At 26.4% G+C, this 18416-nt stretch carries 18 protein-coding genes; 11 read left to right on the top strand and 7 right to left on the bottom strand.

Features of this window, described 5'->3' with window-relative positions:
• Positions 1-162: 162 nt before the first annotated feature.
• Positions 163-1158: a ferrochelatase gene (hemH, locus tag BHYOB78_RS08995; protein ID WP_020063901.1), complete on the bottom strand. Its 996-nt coding sequence runs from the start codon at positions 1156-1158 to the stop codon at positions 163-165.
• Positions 1159-1367: 209 nt separating this feature from the next.
• Here hemH and BHYOB78_RS08990 point away from each other — a divergent pair, with 209 nt between their 5' ends.
• From BHYOB78_RS08990 to BHYOB78_RS08980, 3 genes are all read left to right on the top strand, one after another.
• Positions 1368-2819 carry a catalase gene (locus BHYOB78_RS08990; protein ID WP_012670459.1) on the top strand — a complete coding sequence of 484 codons (1452 nt, stop codon included), beginning with the start codon at positions 1368-1370 and terminating at the stop codon, positions 2817-2819.
• Between the two features lie 182 nt (positions 2820-3001).
• Positions 3002-3841, top strand: a complete 840-nt coding sequence (gene dapF, locus BHYOB78_RS08985) for a diaminopimelate epimerase (protein ID WP_012670458.1) — start codon at positions 3002-3004, stop codon at positions 3839-3841.
• A 156-nt stretch (positions 3842-3997) separates the two neighbouring features.
• Positions 3998-4555, top strand: coding sequence for a lytic transglycosylase domain-containing protein (locus BHYOB78_RS08980; protein WP_020063900.1), 558 nt, complete (start codon positions 3998-4000; stop codon positions 4553-4555).
• 81 nt (positions 4556-4636) lie between these two features.
• On the opposite strand, the gene flgG is transcribed toward BHYOB78_RS08980, so the two are convergent.
• Entirely contained in the window at positions 4637-5431 is a 795-nt protein-coding gene (gene flgG, locus BHYOB78_RS08975) for a flagellar basal-body rod protein FlgG (RefSeq protein WP_020063899.1), read from the bottom strand.
• Between the two features lie 433 nt (positions 5432-5864).
• On the opposite strand from flgG, the gene BHYOB78_RS08970 reads away from it, so the two are divergent.
• Entirely contained in the window at positions 5865-7220 is a 1356-nt protein-coding gene (locus BHYOB78_RS08970) for an AAA family ATPase (RefSeq protein ID WP_020063898.1), read from the top strand.
• 11 nt (positions 7221-7231) lie between these two features.
• A complete protein-coding gene (locus BHYOB78_RS08965) occupies positions 7232-7852 on the top strand; it encodes a hypothetical protein (protein WP_020063897.1) in 621 nt (206 codons plus the stop codon).
• Between the two features lie 79 nt (positions 7853-7931).
• Here BHYOB78_RS08965 and BHYOB78_RS08960 read toward each other — a convergent pair whose 3' ends face one another.
• From BHYOB78_RS08960 to BHYOB78_RS08950, 3 genes are all read right to left on the bottom strand, one after another.
• On the bottom strand, positions 7932-8975 hold the full coding sequence (locus tag BHYOB78_RS08960; protein ID WP_020063896.1) for an AAA family ATPase: 1044 nt from the start codon (positions 8973-8975) through the stop codon (positions 7932-7934).
• A gap of 37 nt (positions 8976-9012) precedes the next feature.
• Positions 9013-9516, bottom strand: coding sequence for a BatD family protein (locus tag BHYOB78_RS08955; protein WP_020063895.1), 504 nt, complete (start codon positions 9514-9516; stop codon positions 9013-9015).
• A gap of 291 nt (positions 9517-9807) precedes the next feature.
• Positions 9808-10554: a hypothetical protein gene (locus BHYOB78_RS08950; protein ID WP_020063894.1), complete on the bottom strand. Its 747-nt coding sequence runs from the start codon at positions 10552-10554 to the stop codon at positions 9808-9810.
• 301 nt (positions 10555-10855) lie between these two features.
• Between BHYOB78_RS08950 and BHYOB78_RS08945 the strand changes: the two genes are divergently transcribed.
• From BHYOB78_RS08945 to BHYOB78_RS08935, 3 genes are all read left to right on the top strand, one after another.
• Complete coding sequence (locus BHYOB78_RS08945) at positions 10856-12175, top strand: MATE family efflux transporter (RefSeq protein ID WP_028331282.1); 1320 nt, start codon at positions 10856-10858, stop codon at positions 12173-12175.
• A gap of 67 nt (positions 12176-12242) precedes the next feature.
• Positions 12243-13046 (top strand): 7alpha-hydroxysteroid dehydrogenase, encoded by an 804-nt coding sequence (gene hdhA / locus BHYOB78_RS08940; protein WP_028331281.1) that lies wholly within the window; start codon positions 12243-12245, stop codon positions 13044-13046.
• A 491-nt stretch (positions 13047-13537) separates the two neighbouring features.
• Positions 13538-14026 carry an FtsB family cell division protein gene (locus BHYOB78_RS08935; RefSeq protein WP_012670449.1) on the top strand — a complete coding sequence of 163 codons (489 nt, stop codon included), beginning with the start codon at positions 13538-13540 and terminating at the stop codon, positions 14024-14026.
• 92 nt (positions 14027-14118) lie between these two features.
• Here BHYOB78_RS08935 and BHYOB78_RS08930 read toward each other — a convergent pair whose 3' ends face one another.
• A complete protein-coding gene (locus BHYOB78_RS08930; protein ID WP_012670448.1) occupies positions 14119-14718 on the bottom strand; it encodes a hypothetical protein in 600 nt (199 codons plus the stop codon).
• A complete protein-coding gene (locus BHYOB78_RS08925; RefSeq protein ID WP_020063892.1) occupies positions 14718-16187 on the bottom strand; it encodes a CsgG/HfaB family protein in 1470 nt (489 codons plus the stop codon). Before BHYOB78_RS08925 ends, BHYOB78_RS08930 begins: the two co-directional genes overlap by 1 nt.
• 158 nt (positions 16188-16345) lie before the next feature.
• Here BHYOB78_RS08925 and BHYOB78_RS08920 point away from each other — a divergent pair, with 158 nt between their 5' ends.
• Genes BHYOB78_RS08920 through BHYOB78_RS08910 form a run of 3 tightly spaced genes read left to right on the top strand, consistent with a single transcriptional unit; the run spans position 16346 to position 18395 of the window.
• Positions 16346-16780, top strand: a complete 435-nt coding sequence (locus tag BHYOB78_RS08920) for a YbaB/EbfC family nucleoid-associated protein (protein ID WP_012670446.1) — start codon at positions 16346-16348, stop codon at positions 16778-16780.
• 5 nt (positions 16781-16785) lie between these two features.
• The gene (gene recR / locus BHYOB78_RS08915; protein ID WP_020063891.1) at positions 16786-17391 is read left to right on the top strand and encodes a recombination mediator RecR; all 606 of its coding nucleotides are present in this window, start codon (positions 16786-16788) and stop codon (positions 17389-17391) included.
• 59 nt (positions 17392-17450) lie between these two features.
• Positions 17451-18395 carry a carbohydrate kinase family protein gene (locus tag BHYOB78_RS08910; protein WP_020063890.1) on the top strand — a complete coding sequence of 315 codons (945 nt, stop codon included), beginning with the start codon at positions 17451-17453 and terminating at the stop codon, positions 18393-18395.
• The last annotated feature ends 21 nt before the right edge of the window (positions 18396-18416 follow it).

The raw sequence follows: 18416 nt of genomic DNA, 5'->3' as shown, positions 1-18416 counted from the left end.
AAACGATATTTTTATCTTGTAATGTTATATCATAAATAATTTTAAAGTAAATAATGAAAGTAAAAATATTTTAATTATAAAATATTTTATTACAACATAATTTACTTTAAAATTTATTCTTATTATAAAACTTAATGAATATAAAAAGGTTATATGTATTTTTTAAACTATTTTTTTATTATAATGAATATTTAAATTCTGTTTGTTATAACTGTTTGATATTTCTATTATACTTTCAGCAAAATCTGTATTGTCATTTAAGCATGGACATAATATAAAATCTTTAATATTATATTTGTTAATAGCTTCTTCTCTATATTCAATATCTATTTCATAAATTGTTTCAGAATTATCTATTGTGAATGCTAAAGGATATATTATTAATTTTTCGCCGCTATATTTTTTTATTGTATCTATAGTTGATGGTTCCAGCCATTCAATTTTTCCTATTTTTGACTGATAAGAAAGAACAATATCTTTGAAATTTAATCCTGCATTATTGAGTTTTTCTCTTAATACTTGAACATTATAATTGCATTCATATTCATAAGGATCGCCTTTATCAGCATACATTTTAGGTATTGAATGAGCAGAAAATATTAATATGTATTCTTCTGCATTTTTATCAGCTATACTATTCTTTATTAAGTTTACAACTGAATTATTATAATATTCATTGTCATAGTATCTATCTATTATATTTATTTTAGGATTATATTTTAATTTTTTCATAGCTTTATAAACATTTTCTAAAGATGATTTTACTGTAACTTCTGAATATTGAGGATACATACTGAATAATGTAATATTATCTATATTATTTTCTTTTAACTCTTTTAATACATCATAAGAATAAGGCGGAGTATAGTTCATTATGTATTTATAATCTTTTGATTTGTCTAACTCATTTAATTTATTTATAAGTTTTTCAGTATATTCATTTATTGGTGATTTTCCTCCTATAGCTTCATAATGCTTTATTACATCAGGTTTTATTTTGTTTACTATCTTTTTGGCTATCATACCTCTTATAAAACTATTTTTTATATTGAGTATATAATAATCATTAAACATATTTACTAAAAAAGTATTTATTTCATCAAAATTTCTAGGTCCTCCCATATTTAGAAGTATAGTTGTCTCTTTTCTGTTACTCATAATATATAATCCTTATTAGTAATATTTATTATTAAATATATATTTTTTTTAATTATTAGTCAATACTTATTTTGATTTTTTATTATTTAATATTTTTTATTAATAATTTATTAATATTTTATAATAATTTTTATCAATAGGCTTGAAATAAAATATTTATTTAGTATAATATATTTATTGATAATAAATACTATTAAGGAGTTTTTAATATGTCAGATAAAAAATTAACAACTGAATTCGGTGCTCCGGTTGAAAATAATCAGCATTCTATGACAGCAGGTGCCAGAGGACCTATGCTTTTACAAGATGTATGGTTTATGGAAAAGATGGCACATTTTGATAGAGAAGTTATACCTGAAAGAAGAATGCATGCTAAAGGTTCAGGTGCTTATGGTACATTTACAGTAACTCATGATATTACACAATATACTAAGGCAAAAATATTCTCTGAAGTTGGAAAGAAAACTGATTTATTTGTAAGATTTTCTACAGTGGCAGGTGAGAGAGGTGCGGCAGATGCTGAAAGAGATATAAGAGGTTTTGCTATTAAATTCTATACTGAAGAAGGAAACTGGGATTTAGTTGGAAATAACACTCCTGTATTTTATTTCAGAGATCCTTTAAAATTCCCAGATTTGAACCATGCTGTAAAGAGAGATCCTAAAACTAATATGAGAAGTGCTCAAAATAAATGGGACTTTCTTACTTCTTTACCAGAAGCTATTCACCAAATAACTATAGATATGAGCGACAGAGGAATACCTTACAGTTACAGACATATGCATGGTTTCAGCAGTCATGCTTATAGTTTTATAAATAAAGAAGGAAAAAGATATTGGGTAAAATTCCATTTCAAAACTCAGCAAGGAATTAAAAATTTAACAGACCAGGAAGCTGAAGCAATCATAGCAAAAGACAGAGAAAGTTCTCAAAAAGATTTATTTGAAGCTATAGAGAGAGGAGATTTCCCTAGATGGAATATGAAGATTCAAATAATGACTGAAGAACAGGCTAATGCAAGCAAGAGAAATCCTTTTGACTTAACAAAAACATGGTCTCAAAAAGAATATCCATTAATTGATGTAGGTGTATTAGAATTAAATAGAAACCCTGAAAACTATTTTGCAGAAGTAGAACAATCAGCATTCAGTCCTTCTACAATAGTTCCTGGTATAGGATTCTCACCAGACAGAATGCTTCAGGGAAGATTATTCTCATATACTGATACACAAAGATATAGATTAGGTGTTAACTATTCAAGCATACCTGTAAATGCTCCAAAATTTAAACCTAATACTTATCATAGAGACGGATATATGAGAGTAGAGTCTAATGGTTCTAAAGTAGAATATGAACCAAACTCTCAGGGAGAATGGAAAGAGCAGAAAGAATATGCTGAACCGCCTCTAAAAATTTACGGCGATGCTTACAGATATGATCATAGAGAAGATGATGATGATTATTACACAGATGCAAGAGCTTTATTCAATCTTATGACAGATGCACAAAAACAAGTATTATTTGAAAATACAGCAAGAGATATGAATGGTGTTACTAAAGAAGTACAATTAAGACATATAAAAAATTGTATGAATGTTGATAAAGCTTATGGACTTGGGGTTGCTAAAGCATTGGGCTTTGATGAGAAAGACATAAAATAATTAATAAAACTTGGATATATATAAATAAATATTAAATAAATTATCAAATTTTAATCTCTAAGGCTAATACCTTTTATAAAGTTAAAAGGTATTAGCTGTATTTTTATAAAATATTTACTTAATTTCTATTATATTATAAAATATATAAACTATAGAATATAAAAAATATTTAAGGGTTTATTATGGATTTATCATTTACTAAAATGCATGGCACAGGAAACGATTATATATACATAAATTGTTTCAAAGAAAAATTTACAGTTGAAGATGCTATTAAATATTCTCCTATATTAAGTCATAGGCATTACTCTATAGGTGCAGATGGTATAATACTTATAATGCCGAGTGATAAAGCTGATGTACAGATGAGAATGTTTAATTATGACGGAAGCGAATCTGAAATGTGCGGTAATGGTATAAGATGCGTTGCTAAATATGCTTATGATAGGGGGATTAGTAAAAATAATCCTATGAAAATAGAAACTTTAAGAGGTATATTGGAGGCAGAATTATTTTTAAAAGATGAAGAGGTTGATACTGTAGAGATTAGTATGAGTTCTCCGATATTAGAAGGGCTTAAAATACCTACTACCATAGATAAAACCCCTATTATTAATGAGCCTATAATATTTAATGATAAAACTTATTATTTTACAGCAGTATCTATGGGTAATCCGCATGCTGTAATATTTGTAAATGATCTTCATAATATGGATATTAGTTCTATAGGAAGTTATATGGAAAATAATAGCATATTTCCAAATAGAACTAATGTAGAATTTGTAGAGATAATAAATAGGGGAGAGGTGAAGCAAAGAACTTGGGAGAGAGGAAGCGGAGAAACTCTAGCCTGCGGTACAGGTGCTTCGGCTGTATGTGTTGCTGGTTTTATAAGCGGAAGAACTGATAATATTATACTTAATCATCTTTTAGGCGGTGATTTGATTTTAAGATATGAAAATGATAATGTTTTTATGAAGGGTGAAGCAAGATATTGTTTTGAAGGAACTATTACATTATAGATGTTTTTATACACTATATCTTTATTGTAAAAAAAATATATTTTTTAACTGACATTTTAAAAAAAAATGTTAATTTTTAAATATAATTTTATATTGATTTTATTTATAGGTAATTTATACTACAACTATAGGATATTAAAATTTAACAGGAAGTTTATGAAAAGAATAGTTATAATATTAGTTTTATTTCTTTGCAATCTCAATCTTGAGACGCATAGTTTGAACATCAATGATTACTCCTTTCCATCTAATGATTGGGTAACATTAATTAAGGATGTATCTAATCATTATAGTCAGGATTTTTGGTTCATAAAAGATGTTTTCGATGTTTGCAGTAATTATGATGTTGATCCGCTATTAATGGTGGCTCTAATTAAAGTTGAAAGCAGCTTCATACCTACAGCACTTTCAAGAAAAAATGCTTACGGATACTGCCAAATAACACCTATTGCAAATAAGGATGTTGATCCTAAATTAAATAGGTATGATCCTAGAGATAATATTGTGCTTGGTGTAAGATTCATAGATAAAATTTTGGATAAATTCGACGGTGATATTGTGAAGTCTCTTAGATATTATAATGCAGGCAATGCTTATGATATATACGGCGAATCTTATGCAGAGAAAATAAAATATGAATATGATACTATGGTAAGTCTTTATGTGAAAGAAAATAGTTCATATGGTGCTATATATAGAAAAGAAATATTTTAAAATATTATTTATTTTATAAACAATATAAAAGGAGGCCTTTAAAGCCTCCTTTTATATTTACTAGTTATATTATTTTTTTAATTATCTTTTCAAGTTTACAACAGTAGCAAGTAAGTTATCGCTAGTTTGAACTGCTTTTGAGTTCATTTCATAAGCTCTTTGAGCCACTATCATATCAACCATTTCATCAACAACTTTAACATTTGACATCTCAACGAAACCTTGGTGAATTCTTGGGAATCCATTAGCACCTGGTTCGCCTTCAAAAGCCGGTCCGCTTGCTATAGTTTCTTTATATAAGTTATCACCTATAGATAAAAGTCCAGGCTGATTTATGAATCTATGAAGTGTAATTTGTCCTATTTCTACAGGATCATTTTCATCACCTATTTTCACAGAAACAACACCCTCTCTTGATATGCTTATCTGCTCTACCAAGAAATTTTCAGGAAATACTATTTCAGGAACTAATCTGTATCCATTAGAAGTAACTAATTGACCGTTAGCATCAATTTTGAAAGAACCGTCTCTAGTATAAGAAACACTTCCGTCAGGCATTAATACTTGGAAGAATCCTTCTCCCTCTAATGCTAAATCAAGTTTATTTCCTGTTGCCTGTAAAGAACCTTGATCAAACATTTTTTGAGTAGCAGCACTTTTTACACCGAGTCCTGTTTGAAGTCCTACAGGTGTTACAGTGTCTTCTGTAGCAGGAGTTCCTTGTATTTTTAAGTTTTGATATATTAAATCTTCAAAATCAGCTCTAACTTTTTTATATCCTATAGTATTAACATTTGCAAGGTTATTGGCTATAGTATCAGTTTTGAACTGCATACCATTCATACCGCTTGCAGCTGTCCATAAAGAACGTACCATATAATACACTCCATTATCTTATAAATTTATTATATTATATCTTCGGTAATTACAAAAATTGCTTTATTAGAATTTATATAAAAAATATTATGTTAAGTTATTTAAATGCTTTTTTACATTAAAACTATTTCAAAACTATATAAATATATTAATATTATCTACTTTTTTTACACGCTTCGCGAAAATGCACATATTACAGCTTAATTTTTAAGAATATGTATTTAATAATGATAATACCATAATTTTAGGTCAAAAATGCAGTCTTTTTGCTTCTTTGTGACAACAAAAGAAGTGGGGTATGGGGCAAAGCCCCATATATTAAAAATATAATTTTATTTTTGATAAAATATATTTACTTATGTATATATTAAAATACTTGTTAAAGATAAAATTCTATTATAAAATAATACAAATTAAAAAAGGTATTTTGAAAATGTCATATTCCAAGCTAATAATTAAAAATTTCGGTAAGATTAAAGAGGCAGAAATAGAACTTTCTAATCTTATATTGTTTATAGGTGATAATAACAGCGGAAAAAGTTATTTAATGACATTAATATACGGCTTGATGAAATATAGTGATGATATTGTAAATATTATCTTTCAGGATAAAGAATTTATTTACAGCTTGGAAGAATATAAAGAAATGCAAAATATAGTTACTAAATATATAAAAATAAATGAGAATATAAATCATGGTAAAAATATATTGAATTTTTTTTCAGATTCTGATAATAAACATTTACTGTCAAAAAATGAGCTTAATATATTTTATAATTTTCTAAATCAATTATTAAATAAATATAAAACAGAAATTTTACAAATTATTTTTAATGATGAGGATAATGTAATAAATTTAGAAAGTATATATTTTGATTATTCAAATTGTTTATTTGATGTTCTAATTATTCAAAATTATGTAGCTATTAACAAAAAAAATGATTTTATGACTGGTTTTAAATATGAAAATATTGATTATATATTCCTAATTAAAAATATTATTAGTAATATATTACAAAATACTTTCTATGATTTAAAATTTTTACCTACATCAAGAACTGGTTTTTTATTAACATATAAAGAATTATCAAAAATATCAAATATGCATCAATTTAGTATTAAAGATAAAAAAGAAAAAACTATATTTCAAAAACCTATTATAGATTTTATTAATAGTTTAATAGATTTATCTTATAATTTTAGAGAAAATGATAATTATAAAGATATAATAGAAATATTTGAAAATAACATACTAAAAGGTAAAATAAATCTTAATAGAGAAACAAATGCTATGTACTATCAGCCTAATAACAAAGATTTAAAAGTACCTATGCATTTATGCTCTGCTGTTATAACGGAAGTTGCTCCATTATATTTACTTTTAAAATATTATCCTATTTTAGGCGATTTATTTATAGAGGAGCCTGAATTATCATTGCATTTGAAATTGCAGAAACAATTAGCTCGTGTATTAATAAATCTAGTTAATAAAAAAAGAAATATAATAATATCTACTCACAGCGACACTATATTAGAACATATAAATAATATGGCTGTTCTTCATAGCATGAAAGATGAGGATAAAAAAAATCAAATATTAAAAGAGTATTCATATACTGAAAATGACACCATATATATAGACAAAATTAGAATATATCAATTTGATACTGATGACAATGATATTACAACCGTAAAAGAATTGAAAGGCGATAGAGAAACAGGATTTTATATAGAAACATTTCATAAATATATAAATAATGCCTCTATAGAATATGATGCAATAAATTAAGATTAATGATTATGGACGATTTTAATAAACTTTATAATTCTGATTTTATAGTTAATAAAAAAGGTGAAAAAAAATATCTATTTAATAATACAATGTGTAAAATTGATGTAATAAAAGATATTTTTATTATAAAAGATGAAAAATCAAATATGGAATGCCATGTAAAATTAAGCTCTGAATCTATTTGTAGTTCAGATATAGAAGGAGAGAGAAAGTTCAGCCATTTAAATATGAAAAAATGTGCTGATGCTGTGATCATAAATAAAAATAATAATGATAAATTTGATTTACATATAATAGAATTAAAAAATGATATTCATGATGATGATTTAAAATGGATTCATCAACAGTTTTTAGGTGCATATTTGAGAATAAGAGCTATTTTTCTTGCTTATTCTAATGATATAGAAAATATAAACTTTCATTTAGTGTATAAAAATAATATTGATTCTAAAAGTTGTTCTGAAACAGATAATAGTACAAATAAGAAGAAAGATGAAATAAATGAGAGACGTTTGTTTAAGAAAAAAAAGATAATCAATAATGTACGTTTAAAAATATACCCTTTTAATTCTGATACTTTAGATATTATAAAGCATGATATAACTGACAATAATGAAATTTTGATTTAATAAAAATTTTTATAATAAAAAAGCCCGATTACTTAATAACCAGGCTTTATAATCAATCATATTTTATAAATTAAAATTATTAAGGCACATTGATATTCGCGAGCAAGTTTTCTATAATCATATCGCTATTAACATTTTCAGCCTGTGCTTCATAGCTTACGCTTATTCTATGTCTTAATACCTCATAAGCAACAGCTCTTATATCTTCAGGCATTACAAATCCTCTGCCCTGCATCATAGCATTTGCTTTTGCTGCTTTAGTTAAATATATTCCTGCTCTTGGAGAAGCTCCGTATTCTATGTATTCGCTTTGAAGTTTATAATCTTTTGGATTTCTTGTGGCATCTATAATGTTTACTATATAATCAATCAATCTTTCTTCTATATGTATTTGATTGGCTAATTTTCTTAATTTTTCTATAGTTTCTATTGTAGTTATAGGCTTTAATTCTGCAGGTTTTGAAGATGACATATTTTTTATTATAGTTTTTTCTTCACTTTTAGTAGGGTATTTTACTATAACTTTAAGCATAAATCTGTCAACCTGAGCTTCTGGAAGAGGGTAGGTTCCTTCTTGTTCTATAGGGTTTTGAGTTGCTAATACTAAGAATACATCAGGAAGTCTGTATGTTTTATCTCCTATAGTAACCTGATGTTCTCCCATTGCCTCTAAAAGTGCTGACTGTACTTTAGCAGGCGAACGGTTTATCTCATCCGCCAATATTATATTAGAAAATATAGGTCCTTGTTTAGGAAGAAATACTGAATTTTTTATGTCATAAATTTCAGTACCAACTATATCAGCAGGAAGCAAATCTGGTGTAAACTGTATTCTTTTGTAACTTGCATCTATTGTGCTTGCCAATGATTTTACAGTTAATGTTTTTGCAAGTCCAGGTACTCCTTCTAACAATACATGCCCATCACATATAATTCCTAATAGAAGTTTATCGAGCATGTTTTCCTGTCCGATAATTACTTTTTTTATTTCATTTTTTATAGCATTTACAACATCAAGAGCCATTTTTGAAGCTTCTGATATGGCTTGTAAATCCTTGCTGGCATTAGCTATTTCACTGCTTATTTCATTTGAATTTTCACTGTTATTGATATTATCTGTCATATGTTATTCCTCATAGTTCTTTGTATATATATTAAAATTATGATGTTTGTTTATTTGCAAAGTTCTTTTTATTTAATTTATGCTGATCTTTTATGAACTTATAAATTAAAAGTGCTATAAGTATTATTACAATCCACTGTCCTATCATTATTAATAGGAACCATGAACTGAATACTCTTATATTATGTTCATCTATCATCTGTTCTTTAGGTACTAAACTGTTTCCTCTTTCTACATTATAATATCTTGCTTCCAACTCAGGTATTTTTAATTTGCCATTTCTTAAAGGCTTCATAGTATATATTATTTTATAATTCATAGTTGGAATTTCATTGTCTTTATGAATAGTTTCTATTTCTACTCTTTCATTAAGCACTTCAAAATCGCTTATAGCATTTGTATTAATACCTTCAGGTTTGAATTTATCAGCATCTCCTGTATATGTTAGAGTGTACTCTAAATTCTGCCAAAGGTACATACTCTTCTTATTTAATTTCTCTTCTACTATAACTAAGGGGTATAGAGTATTTACTGTTATCATTATTAAAAAAATATAGTATTTAATCATTGAAGTAGATTATATAAAAATATAAAAAAAGTCAATATATAAAATCATTCAGCATATATTTTATGTTCTAAAAATATTTTTTTATTTCATATTTGCATAGACTATAATAAAATATAGATATTAAATTTTATAAATAAACTAATTGAGTATGTATTTTATTCTAGACTTATTATTTTCTAATATATTTATTATTTTGTAAAACTAAATTATATTAAAATATAAAATAGTTTTATAGAGTTCTATATTTTTAATTATATCAATTGATTATCTAAGGAATTTGCTGAAATCAAATGTATATGATATAGAAGCACCTATTCCAAAATAGAATCCTGTTGATAATTGCTCCAAATACGGTGTAAAGTTTAGAGACAGGCTTGCATCGCTGTTTAATACTAAATAGAGACCTATTCCTAAATGATTAAGATATAGCAAAGCACTATTATAAAAGTCATAAGCGAAATGATATTCTAAATATATACCAGCTAAAGAGAATCCGAACAATGCTCCGGGATAAACACCGAAAGCAGTTTTCAATCTTATAGATTCAACAACTCCTCTTGGATCATCGAAATACATAGGAAGTTCAAAATTAAAGAAAGCTGTAAAAAAGTCTCCTAAACCTATTAAATAATGAAGCTGAGGATTAAGCCCAAATTTCTGTTTAGACGATCCAGGAAATAATACTTCAACTGCCCCTATAAACCCATTAAAAAATTGAAATCTAGGCATTATAGAGAATTGAGGCTGTCCTTCTACACCTACGCCTATTTCAGGTACATAAGTTATAGGTACTACTCTTGCAAATATATCCAAGTTTCTTAGTATTCCGAAATTTATCATTAATGGACTTGATAAAGTATATTTTGATGTACCTATTCTGTCATTGTTAAGATAAAGAGTTCCACCAAGACGTAATGCACCAGTCATACCTGTGTACATTTTGTATGGGAAAGAATAGGCTAATGCTGATAATATTAACATTAAAATAAATGTAAATAAAAACTTTTTCATAAATTTAATCTTCTTAATTTATTTATATTTTTTACAATAATACACTTTATACTATACTAATATAATATATTATACAAAAAATATCAATAAATAAATATGAGAAGTACTGAAATAAAATTTAGTATTTGTAAAAAAAGATTAGTCCAAAATTTGACTTGTAAATTGTATATGATATAATACATGCCAAGTTCATCGGAGGACTTATTGGAGAGAAAAATACCAAAGGTTGGATAAGATGTCTAATTATTAGATTTCTTATTCAGCCTTTTTTGTTTTTAAACTTTAATATTGGAGTTTATTTATGGATATGCTAAAAACAGATGTAAAAAAAATATTTTTTAAATATTTATCTGCTAGTTTTGGAAGTGCATTGATAGCCGCTATTTATTCTATAGTTGATGTTGCTATGGTTGGACAATATGAGGGGGATAATGGAGCTGCTGCTTTGGCTGTATTTGCTCCTATATGGAATGTAATATATGGTATAGGACTCCTTTTTGGTATAGGAGGCTCTGTACTTTTCAGTAAAGCAAAAGGCTCCGGAGAGTATGATAAACAAAATAATTTCTTTACTGCTTCTTTTATAGCTTTATCTGCTGTCATATTCATAGTTTGGATATTATCATTAATATTTGAAGATAATATACTTTATTTTTTCGGTGCTGATGAAGTTCTTTTAAATTTAGCTAAAAGATACTTTCTTCCTATAAAAATTATTCTTCCTTTATTTGCTTACAGTCAGTTTTTTGCTGCATTTCTTAGAAACGATAATGCACCTATGAAAGCCACTTTAGGAGTTATGGCAGGAGGTATTTTCAATGTATTCGGTGATTATTTCTTTGTATTTATATGCGATATGGGTATATTTGGTGCAGGGCTTGCAACAGCTATAGGACAAGTGATTACTGCTTCTATATTGATATCTCATTTATTCACTAAAAAAAATACTTTGAAATTTCAAAAAGTTAATGGAGTATTTTCATTATCAAAGAATATTGCCTCTATTGGTTTTTCTACATTCTTTATAGATATAGCGATGGGAATATTAGCTTTAATGTTTAATAGGCAGATAATGAAATATTTCGGAACATCAGCTTTGGCAGTTTATTCTGTAATAATAAATATTAATATATTAGTTCAGTCATCGGCTTATGCAATAGGGCAGGCAGCTCAGCCTATAATATCAACAAATCTAGGTGCTGGTAAAATGGAGAGAATAAAATCAGCAGTAAAATGCAGTATATTTTCAGCTTTGGTTCTTAGCATAGTATATACTTTGTTTACATACTTTAATACAGATTTTTTAATGAAAGCATTTATGAAGCCTTCAGAAGAAGCTTTGTCTATATCAAAAAATATTATGAGAGCCTATTTTATATCATTTTTAATACTGCCTTTCAATGTATATGCTACTTACTATTTTCAGGCAATAATGAAGCCTTCATCTTCTTTTATAATTGCTGTATTAAGAGGACTTATAGTAAGTGGTATTTTAATATTTATAATGCCTTTAATATTTGTAAAAGATAGCATTTGGTATGTCATGCCTATTACAGAAGTTATAACTTTTATTATTGCTATGGTATTTTTTATGAAATACAGAACTATATATTCAAAATAGTTATATTAATTATAAAAATATTTATTAGATTTAATGTAATTACAAAATATAAAGGAGATATATGGTTATGAAACTTTTAGATAAAAAAATAGCATTAGTAACATCATCTACAAGGGGTATAGGTTTAGCATGCTCAAAGAAGCTTGCAGAAAATGGTGCAAAAGTTTATTTAGCTGTAAGAAGACTTGATGCAGGAAAAGAAGTGGCAAATGATATAATAAAAAACGGAGGAGAAGCTGATGTTGTATATTTTGATGCCACTAAAGAAGAAACATTTACTTCTATGATTGAAGATGTTATAAAAAAAGAAAATAGAATAGATATACTTGTAAATAATTTCGGTACTACTGATACTAGCAAAGATTTTGATTTGGTTAATGGTGACACTGAAGCCTTTTTTAAAATAGTTAACGAAAACTTAAAGAGTGTTTATCTTCCTTCAAAGGCTGCTGTTAAGCAAATGATTAAAACAGGAGGCGGAAGCATAATAAATATATCATCAGTAGGAGGCATTTTTCCTGATATGTCAAGATTGGCTTATGGCATATCAAAGTCAGCAATAAATTTCCTCACAAAAAACATTGCAGTACAGTATGCTAGAAACAATATAAGATGCAATGCTGTGTTACCCGGCTTTGTGGCAACAGATGCAGCAATGGAAAGTATGTCAGAAGAATTTTTAAAATCATTTTTGAAGAATGTACCATTAAACAGACCTGCATCACCTGAAGATATAGCTAATGCAGTACTGTTTTTTGCAAGCGATAATTCATCTTTTATAACAGGTGAAACTATGCCTGTAGCAGGAGGTTTTGGACTTCCTTCACCTATGTACAGTCAGTATATGGATATGGGAGGAAAAAAAGGTTAATTAATTTTAAATAATTATTTTCATTTCAAAAAGTTAAAAAGGCATGCTTTTTTGGCATGTCTTTTTTATTGACATTTTTTATATGAGAAATATATATGTAATAAATATGTTAACCAAAACTTATAATGAAAAAAGATATCAGGTAATAGTGTATTATTAAATTATATTATTGAAACAATGTTTAATAATTCTATATATAAAGAATATTTATTGGATAAACTCATTAATCATATTAATATATTCCATATAGCATTTGAAAGAGGCTTTATATTTTCTTAATTGCGCTTTGATAATAGTAAGCCATAATAGAAATTTTATAAAAAATGCAGTAAATACTTTATGTAGTATAAAATAGAATATAATTACAGTATTTTAGATATTAAAAATACTGTATAAATATACATTGTGAAATAATATTTATTTATAAGACTATTAACTTTAATAAATTACTTCCGATAATAAGTTGTATATTTAATAAGGTTAATAATTGTATGTATTTCAATGTGAGAATCAGCTCTAAAATATTCTATGGTATCATATTAGTTGGAATAGCTTTTATGGTATATGTATTTGTTTTTAGTCCTAAAGGTTTTCTTACATTAGATGCTAAAAAAGTTATTATAGAAAGTAAAAAAAAGAAAGTTGAAGAATTAAATAGAAGAAAAATTCAAATATCAAATAATATAGAAAGACTCAAAACAGATAAAGAATATATACTATCTTATGCAAAGACATTCGGATATTTAGACGGCAGTAAAAATGAGAAAATTATAAAGATTATAAAAAATGATGAGGAAACAAAAAATACTCAATCCGTATTATCATCATCAATAAAAGAAAATGACAATTACCTTAATATAAGGGGAGCTTTAATATTAGCATTGATGATAGCTCTATGTTTCATAACTTATTTACTTCTTATAAATAAAAATTTACTTCCAAAATTAAAAAAGAAAAAGATAATCACTTCCAAAGGTTAAGTTTATACAAATATATTGTAAAATTAAATATTAATGATATATCTTTAATATTTAATTTTATATTAAAAAAATAATATATTTTGAAGTTTCAATTATAGAGGATGATTCAAAGAAAATACAAATCCTGCATCTTGATTTATAGGCTCATAAAAAGGTACAAAACTGAAACTAAATCCATCATTTTTCTTTTTACCGTAAACTCTTTGATAACTATCATAAGCAACAGCAGCACCGCAGAATATTCCAGCAGTAATTTCAAATAGCATAGATGATATCCATAAACTTTTATACCTATTTCTTCCCGTTGTTGTAACTACATTCGCATTTTCTATAGACTGTAAACCTAATGTCAAATAAGTAGCATAAGTATATGAAAAAAATGCTGTTAAAATAAATGTTACTTCTGTATATCTGAATGGGTTGCTTTTATAAGAATCTTCTAATATAACAGGAGAACTTACAACACCATTTTGCTTTATAATATTTGTTCCTTCCATACTGAAGAATGATTCAATACTGTTTGTATTTATATTATAATCAGTCTTTAATTGTTCATTTGTTTCTATTATAGTTTTTTCTTCTGTATTTTTGTTTTCATTTGTGCCGTATTCTTTAGCTATATCTGAAAAATAAAAAGCACCGAAGAATGTGTTTGATATGATAAATAATATTAATATAATTTTTGTACTCATTATAATATAAAAAATGCTCCAAATGTAAATTCTAATCCTGTAAGATTAACCGTTTTAATCTTTTCAGGTAAAGAAACTTCCTTACCATCACTAAAAACGCCTAAATTAATAGGATTAGTATAAAATCTGTATCCAATTCCTAAATTTAATCCTATAGTATCTGTAACATTATACTGCAGAGAAGCTATAGCACCTATACCAAACATAATATCTCTAGAATCTATTTTAGAGCCATTTGGTAAATATCCGTAATTATCAGTATAGTAATTTCCTCCATATACTTCTCCTATGGTTGTAAATGCTAATCCCATACCTATATAGGGTGAAATTACTAATCTTAAAACTTCCTGATATAAATTTATATTAATATCGAAATTAAATCTAGTATCTACAGCATAACTTGATTTTAAAAAGTCTCCAAATAATATACCTATACTTAAATTTGGAGAGAATAATACACCATTATATCCTATTTTTAAATGCAGTCCTAAAGCATATTCATTTTTATTTAATGAGATTTTTATTTTTCCAGCATCCGGCCTGAAACTGCTTTGGTATATTCTTTCTGTAGCCTGTATATTATAAGATGCATAATTTAAGAATAGTCCAAATCCAAAATCTCCTATCACTGTTTCTCTAGCAATATCTCCCGGCTGTATATTATTTCCCCTAGATATTTTTGCTATTAAATATTCATTATTAAGTTCTTTTACTCTCAAAGTACCTTTATAATTATATCCTCCGGTTATTACATTTCCAGATGGAAGTATTATATCATCTTTTTTAGAATAAACTTTAAATCTAGTTTTTGAACTTACTCCATGATTTTTTCCAGCAAGAAGTATTACATTTCCTCCATCTACATCTGCTATTGTTAATGTTATCTTGAATATACTCCTCATTTTATTTTCTACTTTGTATGCTAAATTATTGCAGGCATTATCTATAAGACTTTGCCTTAAAGAATAAGAAGGATAACTACTAGTAGTGTAATAGTCATAACCCTGTAATTGTGAAGAGTAAAGTATTTTAGTAGTTTCTACATCAACTATTTGAAGCACCATATCAACAGTAGAATATAAACTGAAACTGCCGTCATCATTATATTCTACTGTAACATTAGCAGATACTATTTTACCTGTTACTGCTTTTGAATATCCATATATTTTACCAACTTCAATTACTTGTTTTTCAGTTATGCCAGTTAATTGAAGCTCCATTTCTTTTAAATATTTATCTAAATTTTTCCTATCTACTATATTAAACCTATTCATTCTTGTTAATGAATTTTCTATTAATGCTGTCATTTTAGGGCCTAATTCTTCGCCATATCCTGATGATGTGCTTTGTATTTCAAAGACAGCTATATTTTCTTTTTCGTAAGTTTCGCCTATTTCTTTTTTTATTTGCTGAGGCAGCAATATAGATGGAAATAATAATATCAAAAATATAATTATTCTTGTAAACATTCTTATCTATAGTTTTCTTTTAAGGTTAATTAAATATAATATTTTATATGTTATATTTTTAGAATAAAAAAGTCAAATTTATATAATTTTATTATTATTGATAAATTATTAAAAAGAATATATATTATAGCATATTAATAAATAAGGAGTATAAAATTATGAGTGAAAATAGTATAAAATATAGTTCGGCAGGAAATCTAGTATCTTTGACTATGAATAAATCATATAATATAACTAGTTTTAGTATAGATGAAACTCTTTTAGCAAAGGATCAGAAAGAATTATTAGAAGAAATGATAAGCTCTAGTATTAATGAAGCTGTTTCTAAAGTAAATGAATTAAGAAAAAAATTAGAGGAAGAGGATTCTGATAATGAAAGAGAACAAGCTAAGCCTCAGCCTAATTTATTTAATATGAATTTTAAAGATATGAATCAAATGTTTAATGATATAAGTAAAATGACTTCTGTGGAGTATAAAGACGGAAAAATAAATATATCTTTAGATTCTATAACTCCTGATATGATATCAAAGATGAATGATATGATGAATAACATGAATAATAAAAATGATGATGACAATAAAAAGGAATAATCATTTTGAATAATATACAATCTTTGGATAAACTCACACAAATAATATCAAGACTTCCAGGAATAGGTACAAGGACAGCAATGAGGCTTGCCTTGTATTTATTTGACTGTGATGATGAATATTTAAAAGAATTTTCAGATGTTTTGTCTTCTTTACATGAAAATATTAAATTATGCCAAGTATGCTACAGTTTGAGCGATAATGATATTTGCGATATATGCAGTAATGATAAAAGAGAGCATAATAAAATATGTATTGTGGAATCATATCCTGATATGCTTGCCATAGAAAAGACAGAAGAATATAATGGAGTTTATCATATATTAGGAGGCCTTATATCTCCTCTAAAAGGTATAGGTATAAGCGACATAAGAATAAAAGAACTTATAGAAAGAGTTAATAACAATAGTATAGAAGAAATAATGATAGCATTCAGTGCATCTTTGGAAGCTGATACAACAGCATCATATATTTATAAAACATTAAAAGATAATAATTTTAATGGCAGAGTAACACGCATCACTTACGGAATATCTTTAGCAAGCGATATAGAAAATGCAGATTCCAGATCTTTAGCCAGAAGTATTTTAGACAGAGTAGATATGAATTAATTTTTTATTATTTTATTAATTTATTGTTATAATTATTGTAGTTTTATAAAAGGCGTTAAATGAAAAATTATATATTATCTATTGGCGGTTCAAATATAGATATACAAGGATTCTCAAAAAGCAGAATACTTTTAAAAGAATCTAATCCCGGAAAAATAAAAGTATGTACAGGCGGAGTAGAAAGAAATATTATTAATAACTTATCAAATATAGGATTAAAAAACATAAAATTTATTACTTCTATAGGAAATGATATTTTTGGAGATATACTTTTCAATAATATTAAATCATTAGGTGTTGATGTTTCTTATATAGTAAGGAATGGAAGCAGCACTTCATATATAGCTATTATGAATAATGACAGAGATATGGAAATAGCCATGTCCGATATGGATACTTTAGATGAGAATATAAATATTGAGTATTTAGAGAGTATAAGAGATATTATAGAAGATTCAAGTTTTATTACTATAGATGCCGTTATGAATAGGGATATATTTGAATACATTATAAAAAACTTTCCAAATAAAAAACTTCTTACCGATGCCGTTTCAATAAAAAAATCAGAACATATAAAAGGATTAGAAAAATATATTTATGCTTTGAAGCTTAATTCTAATGAAGCATCTTTTCTTCTTGACAGAGATATAAATACTATAGAAGAAGGAAAAGAGGCTGTAAAAATATTTTTAGAAAAAGGCGTCAAAGAAATTTATATAACATTCGGTGCTTTAGGTATATGTTACGGCACTTATAATAATATTAATGAAGCATATTATCTTAAAGCTCCAAAGGTGAATATTGTAAATGCTACAGGGGCAGGAGATGCTTTTATGGCTGGAATTGTATATTCTATATTTCATGATTATGATTTGGATTATAAAGTGAAGTTTGCTGCTGTTATGGCTATGTTTGCTTTGGAGAGTGAAGAAACTGTAAATGATAATACTAATTTTGATAAGGTTGCCAAAAGAGTAGAAGATATTTTCAAGATTAAAAGATAATAAAAAATTAATATAGTTAAT

The sequence above is a fragment of the Brachyspira hyodysenteriae ATCC 27164 genome, assembly GCF_001676785.2.
In the GTDB taxonomy this organism is placed as follows: domain Bacteria; phylum Spirochaetota; class Brachyspiria; order Brachyspirales; family Brachyspiraceae; genus Brachyspira; species Brachyspira hyodysenteriae.
The sequence above is the reverse complement of the archived record's forward strand: the minus strand, read 5'-3'. Positions and strand labels throughout refer to the sequence as shown.